The 19,726-nt window shown below is 71.2% G+C and carries 4 protein-coding genes; 2 read left to right on the plus strand and 2 right to left on the minus strand.

Annotated elements, in window-relative coordinates; all coding sequences use genetic code 11:
• Positions 1–2 precede the first annotated feature (2 nt).
• Positions 3–5,990: a type I polyketide synthase gene (locus tag BDD16_RS22365; protein ID WP_179636343.1), complete on the minus strand. Its 5,988-nt coding sequence runs from the start codon at positions 5,988–5,990 to the stop codon at positions 3–5.
• A gap of 22 nt (positions 5,991–6,012) precedes the next feature.
• Entirely contained in the window at positions 6,013–17,505 is an 11,493-nt protein-coding gene (locus tag BDD16_RS22370) for a type I polyketide synthase (RefSeq protein WP_179636344.1), read from the minus strand.
• A gap of 633 nt (positions 17,506–18,138) precedes the next feature.
• Here BDD16_RS22370 and BDD16_RS22375 point away from each other — a divergent pair.
• On the plus strand, positions 18,139–18,933 hold the full coding sequence (locus tag BDD16_RS22375) for a thioesterase II family protein (RefSeq protein WP_179636345.1): 795 nt from the start codon (positions 18,139–18,141) through the stop codon (positions 18,931–18,933).
• A gap of 93 nt (positions 18,934–19,026) precedes the next feature.
• Positions 19,027–19,719, plus strand: a complete 693-nt coding sequence (locus BDD16_RS22380) for a response regulator transcription factor (protein WP_179636346.1) — start codon at positions 19,027–19,029, stop codon at positions 19,717–19,719.
• The last annotated feature ends 7 nt before the right edge of the window (positions 19,720–19,726 follow it).

Consider the following 19,726-nt stretch of genomic DNA (forward strand, 5'->3'; position numbering starts at 1 on the left):
GCTCATATTGATCCGGTGATCCATTCGGCTTCTCCCGCAGGCGCCGGGGCGACCGTTGGCACGTCAAGCCGCTGCAGCAACTCGGCGACGAGGTCCTGGGTGCTCAGCCCCTGCAGGAAGCGGGCGAACGGGATGTCCGCGCCCCAGGTGCGGCGCAGGTGGTTGCGCAGCTCGACCGCCATCAGCGAGTCCATCCCGAGGCCCAGCAGGCTCTCGTCCGCGGGCAGCGTCTCGCCACGCGGCAGGCGCAGCACACGCGCCACCAGCCCGGTGACCTGTGCGCTCAGGAAGGCCGGTCGCTCGGCCGGTGCGCAGCGCTCGAACTGCTGGCGCGGGCTGGCCCCATCGCTGCGGGTTGCCTCGTCCACCACAGGGGTTGGCTCGGTCGCCATGGCGGGCCGGGTCACGTCGGCAGGCGGTTCGTGTGCCGCCAGCAGTTCGGTGAACAACGGGGTCACGCCCGCCTGTCGGCGGTGCTGCGCCCAGTCCATCGGCATGACCGCGGCCTGCGGTTCGGCCATGCCCAGCAGCCGACCGAGCGCCGCCAGGCCCTGCGCCCGATCGATCCGGCCATGGCCCTGGTCCTGCAGGTGGTACGCGCGGCGTGCGTCCATCTGCGTGGCGGCGCCGACCTCGGACCAGATACCCCAGTCGATGCTCAGCGCGGGCCGGCCAGCGGCGTGCCGTTGTCGACACAGTGCGTCCAGGAAGCTGTTGGCCGCTGCATAGGCCCCCAGCCCGAGGTCGCCGGTCAGCGCGGTGATCGACGAAAAGCAGACAAAGAAGTCCAGCGGCAGGTCGCGGGTCAGCGCGTCCAGGTGCCAGGCGCCGAGCAGCTTGGGCCGCAGCACCGCAGCGAACTGCGCGCTGTCGGTCTGGTGCAGCAAGCCGGTGGTGTCCGCGGCTGCGGCGGCGTGTAGCACACCCGCCAGTGGCTGTTGCGGAACGATCGATGCCAGCACGGCGGCGAGCGCGTCGCGGTCCCCCACGTCGGCGGACACGGCACGCACCGTGGCACCGAGCGCCCGCAGCGTTTCCAGCTCTCGCGTGGTTTCCGGCGACGGTGTGCGGCGCCCGAGCAGCAGCAGGTGACGCGCTCCGTGCTCCACCAGCCAGCGCGCGACCGCCAGCCCGATGCCTCCCAGACCGCCGGTGACCAGGTAGCTGGCCTCGGCGCGAAGCCGTGTGGCGGTTGGCATCGCTGGGCGCTGGTCCATGCGCACCAGCCGCGCGACCTGGCGCCGGCCGTCGCGCAGCGCGATCCGATCCTCCACGGGGCGGGTGTCGGCCGCGGCCGGCGTCGCCAGTTCCGCCAGCAGCACCTCGACCTGGGCCGATGCAGGCTGCCGACCGTCCAGGTCGATGCGGACGCAGGCCAGTTCCGGGTGCTCGACGGCGATGACCTGCCCGAGGCCCCACAGTGGCGCCTGCAGCGCGCCGCGCACCTCGTCGCCCTCCACCACACCCTGCGCGTCCTGTGTCACCAGCCACAGCCGTGGCCGTGGCAGTTCAGTCGCTTGTTCGCTGAGCGCCTGCACCAGATGCAGCGCGCTGGTGCAGCACGACCGCGCCGCAGACGAGACATCGTCGGCGCCTGCATCCAGCCCCCAGAGATGGAGTACCCCCTGCAGCGACGGGTGGAGGGTCAGCAGCCGCCGGAAGTCCTGCGGGTCGTCCGGGTTCAGGCGGATCTCCCCGTCTTCGGCGCGCCAGGCGCTGCTGGTACGAACCAGCACCGGCTGATCACCGCGTTGGCGCAGTTCGGTCGCGAGCCGATCACCCAGACCGCCCTCGTCTGCGAGGATCAGCCAGTGTCGGCCCGGCACCTGCACCAGCGAAGTCACAGCGATGGTCGTCGCCCGTGCCAGCAGCAGCACCTGCCCGAGTTCGCCATCGGCCATGTCGGCCTCCGGGCTGGAGGTGGTCACCTCGAAGCCGCAGTCGGCCAGCAGTGCCCGCCAGGCGTCGGTCGGCAGCAGCGGGTGGCCCTGGCGCTCGTCGGCCGAGCGCCACCAGCCCTCGGTCAGCCCGAAGGTCAGGTCGATCCAGCGCCGCTGCGCGCTGGCTTCCAGCAGCACCAGCAGGCCGCCCGGCGCCAGCAGGCTGCGCGCGTGGGTCAGGCTGGCGCGCAGGTCGCGGGTCGCGTGCAGCACGTTGGCCGCCACGACCACGTCGAATTGCCCTGGCAGGAAGCCCTGGATCGAGGGCGACTGCTCGATGTCCAGCACCTGGGCGTGGACGAAGGGGTGCGCGGCGTAGCGCGCGCGGGCCTGTTTCACGAAGGCCGTGCCCTTGTCGGTGAAGGTGTACTGCACACGGCGCGGTTGGCGCGCCAGTCGGTCCAGCAGCCCATCGGTGGTGCCCCCGGTACCGGCACCGATCTCCAGCACGCGCACGCCGTGGTCGGCGGGCAGCGTGTCGAGGGCGGCGCTGACCGCCGTCTCCACCAAGGCGTTCATCATCCGCGCCGCCGCGGTCTCGCGGTACAGCCGCGCGGCGGTGTCGTCGCCGAACAGCAGGTCCAGTGCCTGTGCCTGTCCGCGCAGCAGGGCCAGCCACTGCGGTGCAAAACGTGCCAGCAGCGTGCCTTCGATCGCCGCTGCCGGGTCGGCCGGTGTCGGCAGATCGACCGGCGACAGCGTGTACCGCACGCGCCAGTGTTCGCCCTCGTGCGCCAACATGCCAGCGTCGGCCAGCATCGCCAGCAGGTTAGCGAAGAAGCGCCGGTGCGCCGGCACGACGCCCAGCGTCCGTGCGGCCTCGTCCGCCGTCCAGCACGCGCCTTCGCGCAGCGGCAGGCCGCCCTGTGCGAACAGATGCGCTACCCGGTCCGGGCAGCCGGCGTCGAGGCGTGCCACGGCCTGCAGCGATGCATGTAGCGCGGGGTTGGCCAGATGGCGGGCAGCCTCAGTCTTCAGTGCGGCAGCGATGCGATCGACGGGCGCCAGTCCGGCCGCCGCCCGGCCCCAGACGCCCTGGTCACGCCAGACGAGTCGGTACAGCAGGTCGTCGAGGCATGCAGCGGCGGTCTGCTCGCGCTGTCGTGCCAGCAGCAGGTCCACCAGCTCAGGCAGCGCCGTGCGCGCTGTGCTGGACAGGGTCAGCCCCTCGCCAAGCAGGTCGAGCAGGCACTGCCGGTCGCCCTGTAGCAGTCCTGCGACCAGCGGCGTGGCCATGGCGGGCGTGGTCGCGGTCGGTGTGGTGGTCGATGTGGTGGCCGGTAGTGCCGATTCGACCCAGTGGCGGCTGCGCTGGAACGGGTAGGTCGGCAGGACGAGCCGCCGCCGTGGGCGCTGCCCGTCCACACCCGCCCAGTCCGGCAACACGCCGCGCACATAAAGCGCCCCCAGGCTGTCAAGCATCGATCGGTGGTCGGGTTCGCCCTGGCGCAGGCTGGGCAGCAGCAGCGGGGCGACGCTGGCGGTCGCGTCCGGCACTGCGAGGGTGTCGAGCACCGAGCCGGCCATGCCCGCCAGCGTGGCCTGGGGGCCGATTTCCAGGAAGAGGCGGCAGCCCTGCGCGTGCAACGTGGCCACGCCGTCGGCGAAGCGCACCGTCTGGCGCAGGTGGCGGCGCCAGTAGGCCGGGTCGGTCAGCTCGTCCGTGACCCGCTGGCCGGTCATGCCGGAGATGACCGGCAGGCGTGGCGGCGACAGGCGCACCCGGGCGAGTGCGGCCGAGTAGGCGTCCAGCACCGGGTCGAGCAGCGGCGAGTGCGCCGCGACCGGGATAGCCAGTTCGCGCACCGTGTGGCCAGCGGCCTGCAGCGCGGCCATGACCCGCGCCACGCTGTCAGCGCCGCCAGAGACCACCACGCTCTGCGGGCCGTTGACCGCGGCCAGATCGACGTCTTCCAGACCGGCGATGCAGGCCCGCGCCTGTGCCTCGGTGGCGATGGCCGACACCATGCGACCACGGGCACGTTCCATCAGCCGCCCGCGCTCGATCACCAGGCGCAGTCCTTCCTCCAGTTCCAGTACGCCTGCGGCATAGGCCGCCGCGTAGTCGCCCAGGCTGTGGCCCAGCACCATCGCGGGCTGCACGCCCCAGGCGCACCACAGGTCGGCCAGCGCACATTCCAGCGCGAAGTTGGCCGCCTGCCCGCAGGGATGGGAGGTCATCAGGTCCTGGTGCTCGGGCGCGATGGCCGCGTACAGCAACTCGATCAGCGATCGGCCCAGCTCGGCCTGCACTACCGGCTCGCAGCGGGCGATGACCGCGCGGAACACCGGCTCGGTGTCGTACAGGTCGCGGCCCATGTGCAGGTACTGCGAGCCCTGGCCGGTGAACAGGAAGGCGATCTTCGGTGTCCCCTGGCCCGGGACCACGCCGTGGTGACCTTCGACCGCATCGGCGGGGTCATCGACGTGTGCTTGCAACTGACCGAGCAGGCCCGCCGCGGTGTCGGCGGTCAGGGCGAGGCGGTGGTTGAAGTGGTTGCGACCAGTGAAGGCCGTGGCGCACAGGTCGCCGAGGTCAGTGTGCGGCGCCGATCGCAGCCGTTCGGCGTGCCGCCGCGCCAGCGCCCGCAGCGCGGCCGGGTGGCGCGCGGACAGCGTCAGCAGGTGCCAGGCACGGTCCGGCACCTGCACGGGCACCGCTGCCACCTCAGCCGCCTCGACCGAGGCCTGCTCCACGAGCACATGCGCGTTGGCGCCGCCCAGACCGAAGGAGCTGACACCGGCGATACGCTGGCCCGCCGGCCAGGGCGACAGCCCGGTGGCCACCCGCAGCCGGCCGTCCAGCCAGTCGATGTGCGGATTGGGGTGGGCAAAGTGCAACTGGTGCGGGAGGACGCCATGTTGCAGCGACAGGATGACCTTGATCAGGCCCGCCACGCCCGCGGCTTCCTCCAGGTGGCCGATGTTAGCCTTGACCGAGCCGATCGTCAGCGGCTGCGTGCGTTCGCGCTCTCCGAAGACCGTTGCCAGCGCTCGGACCTCGATCGGGTCGCCGAGCTTGGTGCCGGTGCCGTGGGCCTCGATGTAACCCACGTCCTGCGCTGACACCCGGCCGTCCGCCAGTGCCTGGCGGATCAGCGCGGCCTGCGCGGTGGCGCTGGGCACGGTCAGGCCGCTGCTCGGGCCGTCGTGGTTGGTCGCGCTGCCGCGGATGAGCGCCAGGATGGGGTCACCATCGGCCTCGGCATCGGACAGGCGCTTGAGCACGACCAGTCCGCAGCCTTCGCCCCGTCCGTAGCCGTTGGCGGCGGCATCGAAGGTCTTGCAGCGGCCGTCGGGGGCCAGCGCCTGCAGTTGCGACTGCACGACATGGCCCTGCGGCGTGACCATCAGGTGGCTGCCGCCCGCCAGCGCCAGGTCGCTGGTGCGCAGGCGCAGGCTTTCGCAGGCCAGGTGGACGCCGATCAGCGACGCCGAGCAGGCGGTGTCGATCACCAGACTGGGGCCTTGCAGACCCAGCACGTAGGACAGGCGGCCCGCGGCAAAAATGGCGCTGTTGCCGGTGGTGGCGTAGACCGAGGACCGGTCCGCCTCGCCGAGCAGGCCGAGGTATTCGCTCGGCGTCATGCCTACGAACACGCCGGTGCGGCTGTTCCGCAGCGCCGCGGGCGCCCGGCCCGTGCGCTCCAGCGCCTCCCACGCCACCTCCAGCAGCAGGCGCTGCTGTGGGTCGAGGACCATCGCCTCGCGCGGCGACAGGCCGAAGAACGCAGCGTCGAATGCGTCGATCGGGCTTTCGAGGAAGGCGCCTTCCCGCACATAGGTCCGGCCCGGCGTGCCCGGCTCGGGGTGGTGGCAGGCGTCGCGGTCCCAGCGTGCCGGCGGCACGGGGCCGACGCGGTCCTGACCGGTCTTCAGCAGCTCCCAGAACGCCTCCGGGCTGTCGGCGCCCGGAAACCGGCAGGCCATGCCGATGACGGCGATCGGTTCGTGGCGCGCCGCTTCCGCCACATCGAGTTTCTGCCGGGTCTTCTGCAGTGCCTGCAAGGCCTTGAGCAGTTGGGCGCGGTGGTCAGGGGGGGTACTCATCAGCCGTCTCGTGTTCACATCGTCAGTCATCGAGCCGGGCCAGTTCCTGCTCGACCAGCGCATCCAGCTCGGCGTCGGACAGGGCTTCCAGGTCGTCAGGGTCGGTGGTCTCCGCCGGTACCAGCACCGGTGCCGGTGTCACCTCGACAGCCGCAGCAGGGGCCGGCTCGGCCAGCACCTCGCGCAGCAGGTAGTCCCGCAGCAACTCGATGCTCGGGTACTCGAAGGCGATCGTGGACGGCAGTGGCTGCTCCAGCGCCTTGACCAGGTGGCGGCGCAGCTCGATGGTCATGAGCGAATCCATGCCCATGTCGCTGAAGCCGGTCTGGTGGTCCGGCAGCTCGGGCAGCCGCAGCGTCTCGGCCACCGCCTGCTGCAGCCAGGCGGTCAGCTCGGCGGAGCGCTCCTGCGGTGCGGCGTCGGCCAGGCGCTGGCGCAGCGTGGCGCGCACTGCAGCGGCCGGGGCCGGTGCGGTGACCGCCCCAGCGCGGGCGGCGGGCAGCAGTTCGCTGAAATACGGCAGGCGCATCGCCTCGGCCTGGAGGTAGGCGCCCCAGTCGATCGCCATGACCCCGACCTGGGCCAGCGGCTGCCCGATCAGACCGGCCAGTGCGGCGATGCCCTGGTCCGGCGGCATGGCCGTCAGACCGCGGCTGACCAGCTCGGCCTGCGACCGGCGCATCAACTGTGCAGCGGCCCCGATGTCGGCCCAGGCGCCCCAGTCGATTGCCAGGGCCGGCAAGCCACGGGCACGGCGGTGGGCGGCCAGCGCGTCCAGCACGGTGTTGGCGGCGGCGTGGTTGGCCTGCCCGCGGTTGCCGAGCAGGCCGGCGGCGGCCGAGTACAGCACGAAGAAGTCCAGCGGCAGGTGCTGCGTCAGCGCGTGCAGGTACCACGCCCCCCGGACCTTGGGCGTCAGCACGCCGACGAAGCGCGACCAGTCCTGGTGCAGCAGCGTGCCGTCGTCGAGCACGCCGACAGCGTGGACCACACCGCGCAGCGGGTGCCGGGGATCGACACCCGCCAGCAGCCGCACCACCGCGTCACGGTCACCGACGTCGCAGGGCGCCACCACAACCCGGGCGCCCTGCGCGATCAGCGCGTCGATGCGCGACTGGGCGTCCTCGCTTGGCGCACGCCGGCCGGCCAGCACCAGGTGGCGGGCACCCCGTTCCACCAGCCAGGCGGCGGTGGCCAGACCGAGGCCGCCGAGGCCGCCCGTGATCAGGTAGCTGGCCTCGGGGTCGCAGCGAATCGGCTCGGTTGGCGGGACCGTGGCGCGGGACAGCCGGGCGGTGTGGCGCCGGCCGCCGCGCAGGGCGATCTGCCGCTCGCGCTCGGCGCCCGGGGTCACGGCGTTCAGCTCGGCCAGCAGGAGATCCGCCTCGGTTTCGACATCCACATCGGCATCGGCAGCGGTGCCAGCGCCAAGGTCGACCCGCACGCAGCCCAGCTCCGGATGCTCCTGGTCGATCACCCGGCCCATGCCCCACAAGCCCGCCTGCAGCACGGCGCTCACCGGATCGTCCGGCGTGACGTCCTGGGCTTGGCGCGTGACGCACCACAGGCCTGCGGGCGGTGGTGACCCTTGCAGCAGGGCCTGCGTCACCTGCAGCAGCGACGCCCCGGCAGGGGTCATCGCCGCCACCGGATCGTCCTGCGGCGCGAGGTCGGGTATGTCCAGTCCCTGCAGATGAACGACACCATGCAGCGCCGGCTGGCTTGCCAGCAAGCGCCGCACCTCGTCAGTCTGGTCAGCGCCGAGCACGGTGGCGTGGTCCCCTTGCTGGTGCAGCCGCTGCGCCAGCGCCTGACCGACGCCTTGCCGGTCGGCCAGAACCAGCCATTGACGGGCCGCGGCCGGGGCCGGCAGCGGGCGCGCCACGGCATCGGCCCGGGCCACGATCAGCGCATGGCCGCTCTGCGCCAGCACGGCTACGTCGGTGAACCCCTGGGCGTGCAGCGCCGCTCGCCACTGGTCGGCGTCCAGCAGCGGATGGTCCTGGCGCTGGTCTTCGAAGCGCCACCAGCCATCGGTGAGGCCGAAGGTCAGGTCAACCCAGCGGCTGCGCTCGGTGACCTCCAGCAGCAGCAGGTGGCCTCCGGGCTGGAGCAGCGCGCGGACATGGGCCAGCGTGGTGGCGATGTCGCGGGTGGCGTGCAGCACGTTGGCCGCCAGCACCACGTCGGCCTGGTGGCGCCCGAAGCCTTGTTCCAGCGGCGAGCGCTCGATGTCCAGCGTCTGGCCGCGCAGGAAGGGAAAGTTGGCGAAGCGCTCGCGGGCCCGGTGGATGAAGGACGTGCCGATGTCGGTGAACAGGTACTCGGTCCGGTCGGCCGGCAACAGCGGCAGCAGGCCGCCGGTGGTGCCGCCGGTGCCGCCGCCGATCTCCAGCAGGCGCAGGCCCTGGTCGGCAGGCAGGCTGGCCACCAGGCGCGCCACCACGTCGCGCACCTGGGCGTTCATCAGCCGGTGGATCGGCGAGTCGGCGTACAGCCGGTGTGCGGTGCTGGTGTCGCCACCGGGGAACAGCAGTTCCAGCGGTTCCTGAGTGCCGCGCAGCACGTCGTCCAGGCGTTCGCCACAGCGCGTCAGCAGCACGGCTTCCGGTGGCAGGCCGTGGTCCGCCTGGAAGCGGGCGACTCGGGCGGCGACATCGTTCGCGGGCGGTGCCTGCAGCACGGTCCAGTCCTCGCCACCCTCGTGCCGCAGCACGCCCTGCTCGGCCAGGATGGCGAGCAGGCGTCCCAGCAATCGGTGGCAGGCGGGGATGACGCCGATCTGCCGGGCGATCTGGGCGGTGCGCCAGCGCGTACCCGGTTCGAGGCGCAGCCCCGCACGGGCGAAGGCCGCCTGCACGTAAGCGCCGCTCAGCGCCTCCAGATCGGCCACGCATTGTTCATAGGCGGCCCCGCCCTCGGCTGCCCAGCGCGGGGCCAGGGCGACGGTCAGGTCGCCGATGGCCTCGGCCGGGGTGGGCAGGTGTCCGGCTGCGCCGCCGAAGGGGCTGCGCGGCCAGGCCACCTGGTAGAGCCAGTCATGCCAGTCCGGCGTGCGGCGGATGGCGGTGGACTGCGCCGCGCGCATCGCGAAGCCTTCGACCTCCGCCAGCAGTTCGCCCTCGCCGTCGAACAGGCGAAGATCCCAGGCGTCCGGCTCGACCTGGACGGCATGGCACCACCAGACCTCCCCACGGGCCGGCCGGTACAGCCGCAGCGCCTCGATCGCGAAAGGCAGCAGCGTGCCGGCGCCTTCGTCGTGGCGAGCCAGCGAAGCCACCTGGAAACAGGCGTCCAGCAGGCCCGGGTGGAGCCGATGGTCATCCAGCGTGCCGATCGGAGGCGTCAGCCGGCCAAGTGCTTCGGGCCGGTCCGCCGCGGGGCCATGCCACACCTCGGCGATCCAGCGGAAGGGGGTGCCCAGCTCGATCCGGGCGGCCTGTGCGCGGCTGTAGACGAGGCTGGCGTCACCCAGGCGGGTGCAGCGTTGCTGCAGTGCGGCGAGTCCGTGGCCTGCGGACGCGGGCACACCGGCAGGCGCCAGTCGGCCCTTCGCGTGGGTCAGCAGATCCCGCGCCGTGCCCTCGGGCGTGAAGCTCGCGACCTTGAACGTCTGGCGGACATCGCCGTCGCCCTCTGGCGCGGCACCGATCACGGTCTGCACCCGGCGGCTGCCGCCCTCGGGCAACACCAATGCCTGCGGAAACACCACCTCCAGCAGCGCCACCGGCGTTTCGGCACGCCCGTTCGCCAGTGTGGCCGCCGCCAGCGCCATCGCGAGCTGGTACGCCCCCGGTGACACGACCGCGCCGAACACCCGGTGCTCGGCCAGCGCGGACTGGGTCTGCAGGCTGAAGTCGGCCTCGAACACCTGTTCGTCGTGCAGCGGCAGCTCGAAACGGCGTTCGATCAGCGGGTGCAGCGATGCCGGGCGCCGGGGGGCGGGTCTGGTGGTCCAGCAGGGCCGACGCTGGAACGGGTAAGTCGGCAGCAGCACCGACCGGCGGGCATGGCCCTGGTCAACGCCCCGCCAGTCCGGCGCTACGCCCCGCACGTACAGCGCGCCCAGGCTGGCGAGCAGTTCCGGTCCGTCGGCCTGTCCGCGGCGCAGGCTGGCCAGCGTCACGGCCTGGTCCGACCCGAGCGTGTCGGCGACCAGGCTGGACAGCACCGGCTGCGGGCCGATCTCCAGGAAGATCCCGCAGCCCTGCGCGCGCAGCGTCGCGACGCCGTCGGCGAAACGCACCGCCTCGCGCACATGGCGCACCCAGTAGTCCGCGCTCAGCATCTCGTCGCCTGCGAGGCGACCGGTCAGGTTCGAGACCACCGGCAGCGTCGGCCGGCCGTAGCGCAGACCGGCCGCAACCCGGCGGAAATCCTCCAGCATCGGCGCCATCAGCGGCGAGTGGAAGGCGTGGGTCACCTGCAGCGGCCGGGACCGCACGCCCTGCGCCGTCAGTTGGGCCACGAGGCCGGCCACCGCGTCGCGTCGCCCGGAGAGCACCACGCGGTCGGGCGCGTTCACCGCCGCGATGGCGACCTGGTCTTCGAGTCCGGCGAGCAGTGGCCGGACCCGGTCCTCGCCCGCGTGCAGCGCCACCATGTCGCCGTCCTGCGGCAAGGCTTCCATCAGGCGACCACGGGCCGCGACGAGCGTCAGCGCATCGTCCAGGCTGAACACACCGGCCAGACAGGCCGCGACGATCTCGCCCAGGCTGTGGCCGATCATCACCTCGGGCTCGACGCCCCACGCGCGCCACAGGCAGGCCAGCGCGTACTCCAGCGCGAACAGCGCCGGCTGCGCCTGACCGGCCCGCTCCATCGGCTCGCCATCGCGGGCCGGATCGGCGGGGTGGAGGATCTCCAGCAGCGGCCGATCCAGCCGCCCGCGCAGCAGCGCATCGCAGCGGTCGAGCGCGGCGCGGAACACCGGCTCGGTCTGGTACAGCGACCGGCCCATGCCGACGTACTGGCTGCCCTGGCCAGTGAACAGGAAGGCGATGCGCGGGGCCACCGGCTGTGCCGTGCCGCGCAGCACGCCCGGTCCGCTGCGGCCATCCACCACGGCGCCCAGCCGAGCGGCAAGTTCGCCACGGTCCGAGGCAACGATCGCCAGCCGGTGCGCGTGGTGCTGGCGTCCGGTGGCGGCGGTGCGGCAGAGGTCGGCCAGCGCCTGCGCGGGATGCGCCTGCAGGTGGTCCTGGTAGCGGACCGCCAGCGCGTTCAGCGCCGCCTCGCTGCGCGCGGACAGCACGAGCAGGTCGGTGCCACGCGCTGGCGCCGAGGTGTTGACCACTGGCGGTGCGGCCTCGACGATCACGTGGGCGTTGGTGCCGCTGATGCCGAAGGCGCTGATGCCCGCCAGCCGCCGCGTGCCCTCGCCACCGGGCCACGGCAGGTTGTCCACCGGCACCTCGACGGCGAACTCGTCCCACTCGATGTGCGGGTTGGGCGTGTGGAAGTGGATCTGGCGCGGGATCGTCGCGTGCTGCAGCGCGAGCACCGTCTTGACAAAACCGGCGATGCCGGCGGCAGGCTCCAGGTGGCCGATGTTGGCCTTGACCGTGCCGACCCGCAGCGGCTCGGCGCGGTCGTTGCCGAAGACCGTGCCGATGGCGCGCAGCTCGATCGGGTCGCCCAGCGGCGTGCCGGTGCCGTGGGTTTCGAGATAGGCCAGCTCGTCGGCTGACACCCGCGCGTCCGCCAGCGCCTGGCGGAGCAGCTTTTCCTGTGCGTGCTTGCTCGGTACGGTCAGGCCGCTGGCGGCACCGTCGTGGTTGACCGCGCTGCCGCGGATCACCGCGAGCACGGTGTCGCCGTCGGCCTGTGCGTCGCGCAGGCGCTTGAGCAACACCATCGCGCCCCCTTCGCCGCGGCCGTAGCCGTCGGCGGCGGCGTCGAAGGCCTTGCAGCGGCCGTCCGGCGCCAGCACCTGCATCTGCGACAGCGCCACGTACATCGTCGGCGTCAGCATCAGGCTCGCGCCACCCGCCAGCGCCAGTTGGCATTCACCGGCGCGCAGGCTTTGCACGGCCAGGTGCAGCGCCACCAGCGACGACGAACACGCGGTGTCGATCGCCATCGTCGGCCCCTGCAGCCCCAGCACATAGGCCAGCCGGCCGGCGGCCACACTGTGGCCGGAGCTGGTGATGGCGTAGGTGTCCAGGTCTTTCAGGTCGGCGACGTCGTGGATGCCGCCGTGGTTGTCCACCCCCGTGCCGATGAACACCCCGGTGGCGCTGTCGAGGAGCTGCTGCGGCGCGATGCCGGCGCGCTCCAGCACCTCCCAGGCGGTTTCCAGCAGCAGCCCGTGTTTCGGGTCCATGCCCGCGGCCTCGCGCGGCGAGATGCCGAAGAACAGCGGGTCGAACTGCTCGACGTCCTCGACGAAGGCGCCCTGGCGCACGTACATGCGGCCCGGCAAGGGGCGCTGCGGGTCGTACAGCGCCTCGACATCCCAGCGCGACGCCGGGATCTCGCCGATGCGGTCCACGCCGTCGCGCAACAGGGTCCAGAAGTCCTCCGGCGTCGAGGCCCCCGGGAAGCGGCAGGCCATCGCGATCACCGCGACCGCGCCGTCGTCGGCTGGGTCTTTGGCGTCAGTGGTGGCCTGCAGCAGGGGCGTGGCCGCAATGACCGGGTCGGCCGTCGGGCCGTCGGTGTCGAGTTGCAGCTTCTGCAGCAGGAAGGGTGCCAGCGCGCCGATGCTGCGGTACTCGAAGGCCAGCGTGCTCGGCAGCGCACAGCCCAGCTCACCTTCGAGCCGGTGGCGCAGCTTCAGCGCCATCAGCGAATCCAGCCCCAGGTCGGTGAAGCCCGTGGTGCTGTCGGGCGCCTCGGTCATGCCGAGCTGGGCGCCGACCACCTGCTGCAGCCAGGCCAGCATCGGCGCTTGGCGGCGTGCGGGCGGCAGGGCCTGCAGTTGTTCGCGCAGCGGTGTGCGCGCCGTACCGTGACCGCGATCGGTTGCGGTGCTGGCAGTTGGCTGAACGAACTTCTCGTGCAGACGCGAAGCCGGCCGTGCCTCGGCCAGCGCGCCCCAGTCCAGCGCCGCGACAGACACCTGACCGTCGAAGCGCACCGCTTGCGGCAGCAGCCGCGCCAGCGCGTCCAGCCCGAGTTCCGGCGCCATCGGCTGCACGCCCGGGAACGACAGCGTTTCGCCGCGCATTGCCATGCCGGCGTCGGCCCAGATGCCCCAGCCCACACTCAGTGCCGGCAACCCCTGGCGGCGGCGCCAGCGCGCCAGCCCGTCCAGGAAGGCATTCGCTGCAGCATAGCTGCCCTGGCCGGCATTGCCGAGCAGCGCCGCCACGGACGAGAAATACACCATCAGGTCGAGGTCAGCCCCGAGCCCGAGCCCTTGCGTCAGCCGATGCAGCAGCCAGGCGCCATGGACCTTCGCCGCCAGCGCACGGCTGCAGCGCGCCCAGTCCTGGTTCAGCAGCACGCCGTCATCCAGCACACCCGCGGTGTGGAAGACGCCGCGCAGCGTCTGCTCACCCGCGCGGATCTCGTCCATCAGGCCACGCATCGCGGTGGCGTCGGCGACATCGACGGCACGGACCTGCACCGTGACACCGTCGGCGGCCAGTGCGTCGAGCACGGCGCGGGTCTGCGCATCGACCGTGCCACGGCGACCGGTCAGCAGCAGGTGGCGGGCTCCGTGCGCGGCCAGCCGGCGTGCGACCTGAAGGCCCAGTGCGCCCAGACCGCCGGTGATCCAGTAAAGCCCGTCCGACCGCAGCGCCAGTGGCTCGTCACGCGCCGGCAGCGCCGGGGCCCGGCCCAGGCGCGCCACATGGCGACGACCTTGGCGCCAGGCGACCTCGGTCTCGCCGTCGGGGCGAGGCTGCAACAGTTCGGTGGCCAGCGCGCGGGCGCGCTGCGCCGGGTTGTCGCTGCTGTCCAGATCGACCAGACCGCCCCAGCGTGCGCCCAACTCCAGCGCGGCCACCCGGCCGAAACCCGTCATGGGTGTCTGCATCAGCGCGACCGGCTGGCGTGTGTCCACCGGCAAGGCCAAGTGCGTCGCCACCCACAGCCGCGCCGACGATGCACCCGACGCGGCGGACAACGACAGCGCCTGCACCAGTGTCAGCAGGCTGCCGAGGCTGTGCTGCAGTCGCACCTGCAGCGCTTCCAGCGTGGCCTCGTCAGACGCTTCGTCCTCCGAAGGCCCGTCCTCCAGCGCTGGCACGAACACCACGCCGCGCGCGGGTGGCGCATCGGCCTGGGCCAGCCAGTCTGCAGCCAGTGTCACCTCGCCTGCGAGCGTGACCGTCTCGCCCAGCCCGCGCAGCACGCCGGCCAGCGCCGAGGCGACACCGCCCGCGTCGCCGACGAGCAGCCAGCGGCCGGCCTGCGCCGGTGCCAGCAGCGCCGTGGTGCGCGACTGGCGCGCCCAGGTCGGCACGTACAGGTGATCGTTGACCGGCGACGACGCGAGTGCCGAGGCGGTTGCTCCGGTTTCGGTCGATCTGGCCTGCGGTCGCCGACCCGGCGGGACCGGATAGGGTTGGCGCTGGAACGGGTAGGTCGGCAGCGCCACCGGCGTGCGCCGGGTGTGGCCGGCGAAGGCATGCCAGTCGATGGGCACGCCGCGGGTGTGCAGCGCACCCAGGCCGAGCAGCATCTGCCGCAGGTCGTCGCCGCCCGTGCCCAGACTGGGCAGCATCAGCGGGCGCTGCGCCGGCTCGATCGCCTCGGCGTCGAGCACCAGCCCGGCCATGCCGAGCAGCGTGCCTTGCGGGCCGACCTCGACGAGGAGGCTGCAGCCCTCGCGCCACAGCGTTCTCACGCCATCGGCGAAGCGCACGGTGTCGCGCAGATGGCGGCGCCAGTACTGTGGGTCGGCCAGTTCGTCACCGATCCGCTTGCCGGTCATGCTCGACACCACCGCGAGCCGCGGTGGCGCCAGCGGCACCCCAGCTACCGCAGCGGCGAAATCGTCCAGCACCGGGTCCAGCAGCGGCGAGTGCGCCGCGACCGGGATGTCCAGCCAGCGGGTCTTGAGTCCGGCTGCGGTCAGCCGGTCGGCGATCGTCGCCACGCCGTCGGTGGCGCCCGAGAGGACGACACTTTGCGGCCCGTTGATGACGCCGAGCGCCACGTGCGGGTGGTCCGCGAGGAAGGGCAGCACCTCGGCCTCGCTCGCCTGCACCGCCAGCATGTGCCCGTGCGCGGCCTCCATCAGCCGGCCTCGGGTGGTCACCAGCCGCAGGCCGTCCTCCAGCGACAGCACGCCCGCGGTGTAGGCCGCGGCAAAGTCGCCCAGGCTGTGGCCGAGCACCAGGTCGGGCTCGACGCCCCAGGAACGCCACAGGTCCGAGAGCGCGCATTCGAGCGCGAAATTGGCCGCCTGACCGCACGGGTGCGAGGTCAGCAGATCTTGGTGGTCAGGCTCGTGTGTTGGGTAGAGCAGTTCGACCAGCGAGCGGCCGAGTACCTCGCGCAGCACCCGGTCGCAGCGGTCGATGCGGTCGCGGAACACCGGCTCGGTGGCGTACAGCTCACCGCCCATGCGCAGGTACTGCGAACCCTGGCCGGTGAACAGGAAAGCGACCTTCGGGTTCGCACCAGAGCCCGGCGGCTGACCGGTCACCAGCGCCGGGGTGTCTTCGCCGCGCAGCCAGGCTTGCACCTGCTCGCCCGCCTCGCGCACCGTTGCCGCCACCAGCGTCAGCCGGTGGCCGAGGTGGGCGCGACCTTGCTGCAGCGTGTCGGCGATGGCCGGCAGCGCAGCGTCTGGCTGCTGTGAGAGAACTTCCGCGTAGCGTTCGGCCAGTTCGTGCAGCGCCGCCGGTCCCTGTGCGCTCAGCGTCAGCAGGTGCTGCGTGCGCGTGGTTCGCGCCGCTTCGGTCGGGTTCGGCTGGGGCACGGGCGCGGCTTCGACGATGGCGTGCGCATTGGTGCCGCTGAAGCCGAAGGCGCTCACCGCGGCGCGGCGCGGCGGCGCGTCTGCCTGCGCGGGCCACGGCCGGCCCTCGGTCGGGACCGTGATCGTCGACGCCTGCAGGTAGGGGTTGATCTCGCGCAGGTGCAGATGTGGCGGGATGTGGCCGTGCTGCAGCGTCAGCACCAGCTTGATCAGCCCGGCGATGCCGGCGGCGGCCTCGGCGTGGCCGATGTTGGTTTTAAGAGAACCCACCACCAGCGGCTGCTTGGCGCTGCGCCCGGGGCCGTACACCGCCTCCAGCGCCTGGACCTCGATCGGGTCGCCGAGCCGGGTGCCGGTGCCGTGCGCCTCGACGTAGCCTATGTCGCGCGGGTCGAGCCCGGCGACGGCCAGCGCCTGGCGGATCACCGCTTCCTGCGCCAGACCGTTCGGTGCGGTCAGCCCGTTGCTGGCGCCGTCCTGGTTGATCGCGGTGCCGCGGATCACGGCGAGGACGTTGTCACCCGCGGCCTGCGCGTCCGACAAGCGCTTGAGCACCACCACCCCGCAGCCATCGCTGCGCACATAGCCGTCAGCCCCCGCGTCGAAGGTCTTGCAGCGGCCGTCCGGGGCCAGCATGTTGGCCTGCGAGAAGGCGATGCTCAGCTCGGGCGTCAGCAGCAGGTTGACCCCCGAGGCCAGCGCCAGGTCCGATTCGCCCATGTGCAGGCTCTGGCAGGCCTGATGCACCGCCACCAGCGAGGCCGAGCAGGCGGTGTCCACCGAGAACGCCGGACCAGCCGTGCCGAGGAAGTAGGCGAGGCGGCCGGCCGTCACGGCGTTGGCGGTGCCCGTGCCGTAGTACAGACCGATTTCGGGCTCGCGGGCCTGGATCAGCTTGAAGTCGTCGCAGAAGGTGCCGACGAACAGGCCGGTGGCGCTGCCTTGCAGGGTCTCGGGGTTGAGCCCGGCGTGCTCCAGCGCCTCCCAGTGGGTTTCCAGCAGCAACTTCTGCTGCGGGTCCATCGCGGCGGCCTCGACCGGCGCGATGCGGAAAAACGGTGCGTCGAAGCGGCCGACCTCGCCGGCCAGGAAGCCGCCGAAGCGCGAGCGGATCCGGCCGGGGCCATCGCCGTGCAGTTCGTGCATGTCCCAGCGCTCGGGCGGCACCTCGGTGATCGCATCGACACCGTTGGCCAGCAGTTCCCAGAACTCCGCCGGGTTGGTGACACCGCCAGGAAAGCGGCAGGCCATGCCGATGATGGCCACCGGCTCTACTGCCGCCACGGCCGGTCGGTCGATAGCGGACGACGCGGTAGGCGCCTGTTCCAGGTGACGGATCAGGGCTTCGGGGGTGGCGTGGCGGAAGAACAGCAGCGGGTCCAGGGGACGTCCCAGCCCTCGCTCCAGTGCCGCACGAATATCGCCCATCTCCCGCGAGCCCAGGCCCATCTCGCGCAGTGCGCGGCGGCGCAGGTACATACCTGAACGTGCATCCCCCAGCACCTGGCACACCGCCTGGTCCACCAGCCAGGCCATACGGTCTGCAGGCAGTCGGTTCGCCTGGGCTGCGACGCCCGCATGGGTAGCTGCGGCATCGGCGCTGGAGTCGGGTTGGTGGCCTGGTGCGTTCTTCATCGTGATGTCAACCGAGTCGTGCGGGGAAAGGTCTGCGGGGTGCGGATTCGGGTGCGTTCAGCCGAGAGGCTCAGGGCATCTGGAGGACGGACGGCTGCAGAGGCGGGTTCGGGGCGAGTTCGGTTTCTGCCCGGGTGATGCGGTGGGGCAGCGCAGTGCGCGACGAGGAATCAACCATGGTCTGCGGTTGATCGATCACATCTGCCGGCAAAAGGCGTTTCCAAGGCGGCAGGCGAGCGCGGACGCAGCGGAGCCCGCATGAAGTGGCTCAAGCCGTGACGTTCAAGATTCAGAAGCACCACACGATCACTACTGACTTTATAAAAAACATGGTGATCAGTTGTTTGTGATTTTTTCACTCCCTCATCTTAGGCAGAAAGACAAAAAATGCCCCTCATTTGAAACAAATGATCACAAACAAATGTACAAAACGCGTTTGTCAATGCGTTTTGGGCTGCTTCAGCACAAAATCTCCGTGAAAATGCAGCTTTAAGCAGCTTGAATGGCGCATGCACCTGCCGCCGGAAAAACTGATTCGTCATATCTGGTGCAATAAAAAAGGTGCGGCTGTGGCCCGCCCCCGACGCCAAGTCCTATCCCCCCGTCCTGCACCTCCTCCACTGCCCGCCTGCCATGCGCCTGCGTTCCATTCCGTTTCTCACGCCGTGGTTGCATCAGCCGCGTCTTTGTGAATCGCCCCGCCTGCGGCTGTTCTGTCTGCCCTACGCGGGTGGCTCTGCCTCGATCTACCGGACCTGGCGTGCAGGATTGCCAGCCGATGTGGAGTTGTGCCCTATCCAGTTGCCAGGTCGCGAAGGACGCTTTGCAGAACCCTCCATGGACGACCCTGATGTGCTGCTGACGGAACTGCACACGGCGATCAGGCCATGGCTGGACTGCCCCTTCGTGCTGATGGGCTACAGCATGGGCGGGCTGATCGCGCATGCGCTGGCGTGCCGGCTACAGTCGTCAGGCGGGCCTACCCCTGAGCGCCTGGTCGTGGCCGCCTGCGGCAGCCCGGACCACCCCGCACGGATCGATCCCGACCGAATGGATCACGCCGAGTTCACGGCCTACGTGCGCAGCCTGGGCGGTACCCCCGACGCCGTGTTCGAGCACGCGGAGTTGCTGGACATGCTGCTGCCGATGCTCAGGGCGGACTTCCGGCTGGTTCGGCGCCTGCGCGAAGCCGCCACGGCCTGGCCAGGGTGGCCGCGCCTGAGGTGTCCCATCACGGCCCTGGCGGCCCAGGACGACGAGCACGCCACGCCGCAGCAGGTGGCGCGCTGGGCGGATTTCACCCAAGGACTGCTGCACTGCACGAGCATCCCCGGAGGGCATTTTTCACTTTGGCAGCAACCTCAGTTGCTGATGGACGCTGCATTGGGTGCCCCCGGGATCCGGTCCGGACAGGCTGTCACAGGATAGGCGTCGTACCACGGACCGCGTGATCCACAATGGGGCGTCAGGGCACCGCCGACCAGGCGAGTCCATGCCCAGCCCCGCAAATTTATCCGTTCAATGGTCACGCTACCCAGCACCCTTGCCCTGATCGATGACGATTCCGAATTCGTCGAATTCCTGGCCCAGTACCTGCGCGAACAGGGCATCAAGGTCGATGTCTTCCCGGACAGCGACGACCTGCTGACCACCGATGCACCGTATGGGTACGATTTCTACGTGGTGGACCTGATGCTGCCGGGGGTCGACGGGATCCAGTTGATCCGACTGCTGCGGCGGCGCACCAATGTCGGCATCGTGGTGATCTCCGGCAAGGTCACGCCGGACGTGTTCCGGTCGGTCATCGACGCGCAGGCGGACATGTACCTGAGCAAGCCGGTGAGTTTCGAGCAGGTGCTGCTGACCATCCGGGCGATCTGCCGGCGCACGGCGGCTATGGCGCAGGTCAATTCGGCCTGGCAACTGGACCGGCGCGCCAGCCTGCTGATCGCACCGGACACGAGCCGCATAGAACTCAGCGGTGGTGACATGACCGTCATGGAGTGCCTGCTGGAAGCCCACGGCCAGCCAGTGGCGCGCGAAGTGCTGATCAAACGGCTGGGCCGCAACCCGAGTGGCGCCGACGATAACTGGCTGCACGGCACGATCTATCGGCTGCGTCGCCGCATCGAGCGGGCCACGGTGCTGCCAGTACCGCTGCAATCGGTCGCCAGAGTGGGCTACGAATTCAAGGCTGAACTGCGCGCCATCTGAACCCGGG

The organism is Sphaerotilus montanus (assembly GCF_013410775.1).
Taxonomy (GTDB): domain Bacteria; phylum Pseudomonadota; class Gammaproteobacteria; order Burkholderiales; family Burkholderiaceae_C; genus Sphaerotilus; species Sphaerotilus montanus.

Excerpts from the sequence above, each read along its gene's own strand:
- BDD16_RS22365 (WP_179636343.1), bottom strand. The coding sequence starts at position 5,990 with ATGAGTACCCCCCCTGACCACCGCGCCCAACTGCTCAAGGCCTTGCAG.
- BDD16_RS22370 (WP_179636344.1), bottom strand. The coding sequence starts at position 17,505 with ATGAAGAACGCACCAGGCCACCAACCCGACTCCAGCGCCGATGCCGCA.
- BDD16_RS22375 (WP_179636345.1), top strand. The coding sequence starts at position 18,139 with ATGCGCCTGCGTTCCATTCCGTTTCTCACGCCGTGGTTGCATCAGCCG.
- BDD16_RS22380 (WP_179636346.1), top strand. The coding sequence starts at position 19,027 with ATGGTCACGCTACCCAGCACCCTTGCCCTGATCGATGACGATTCCGAA.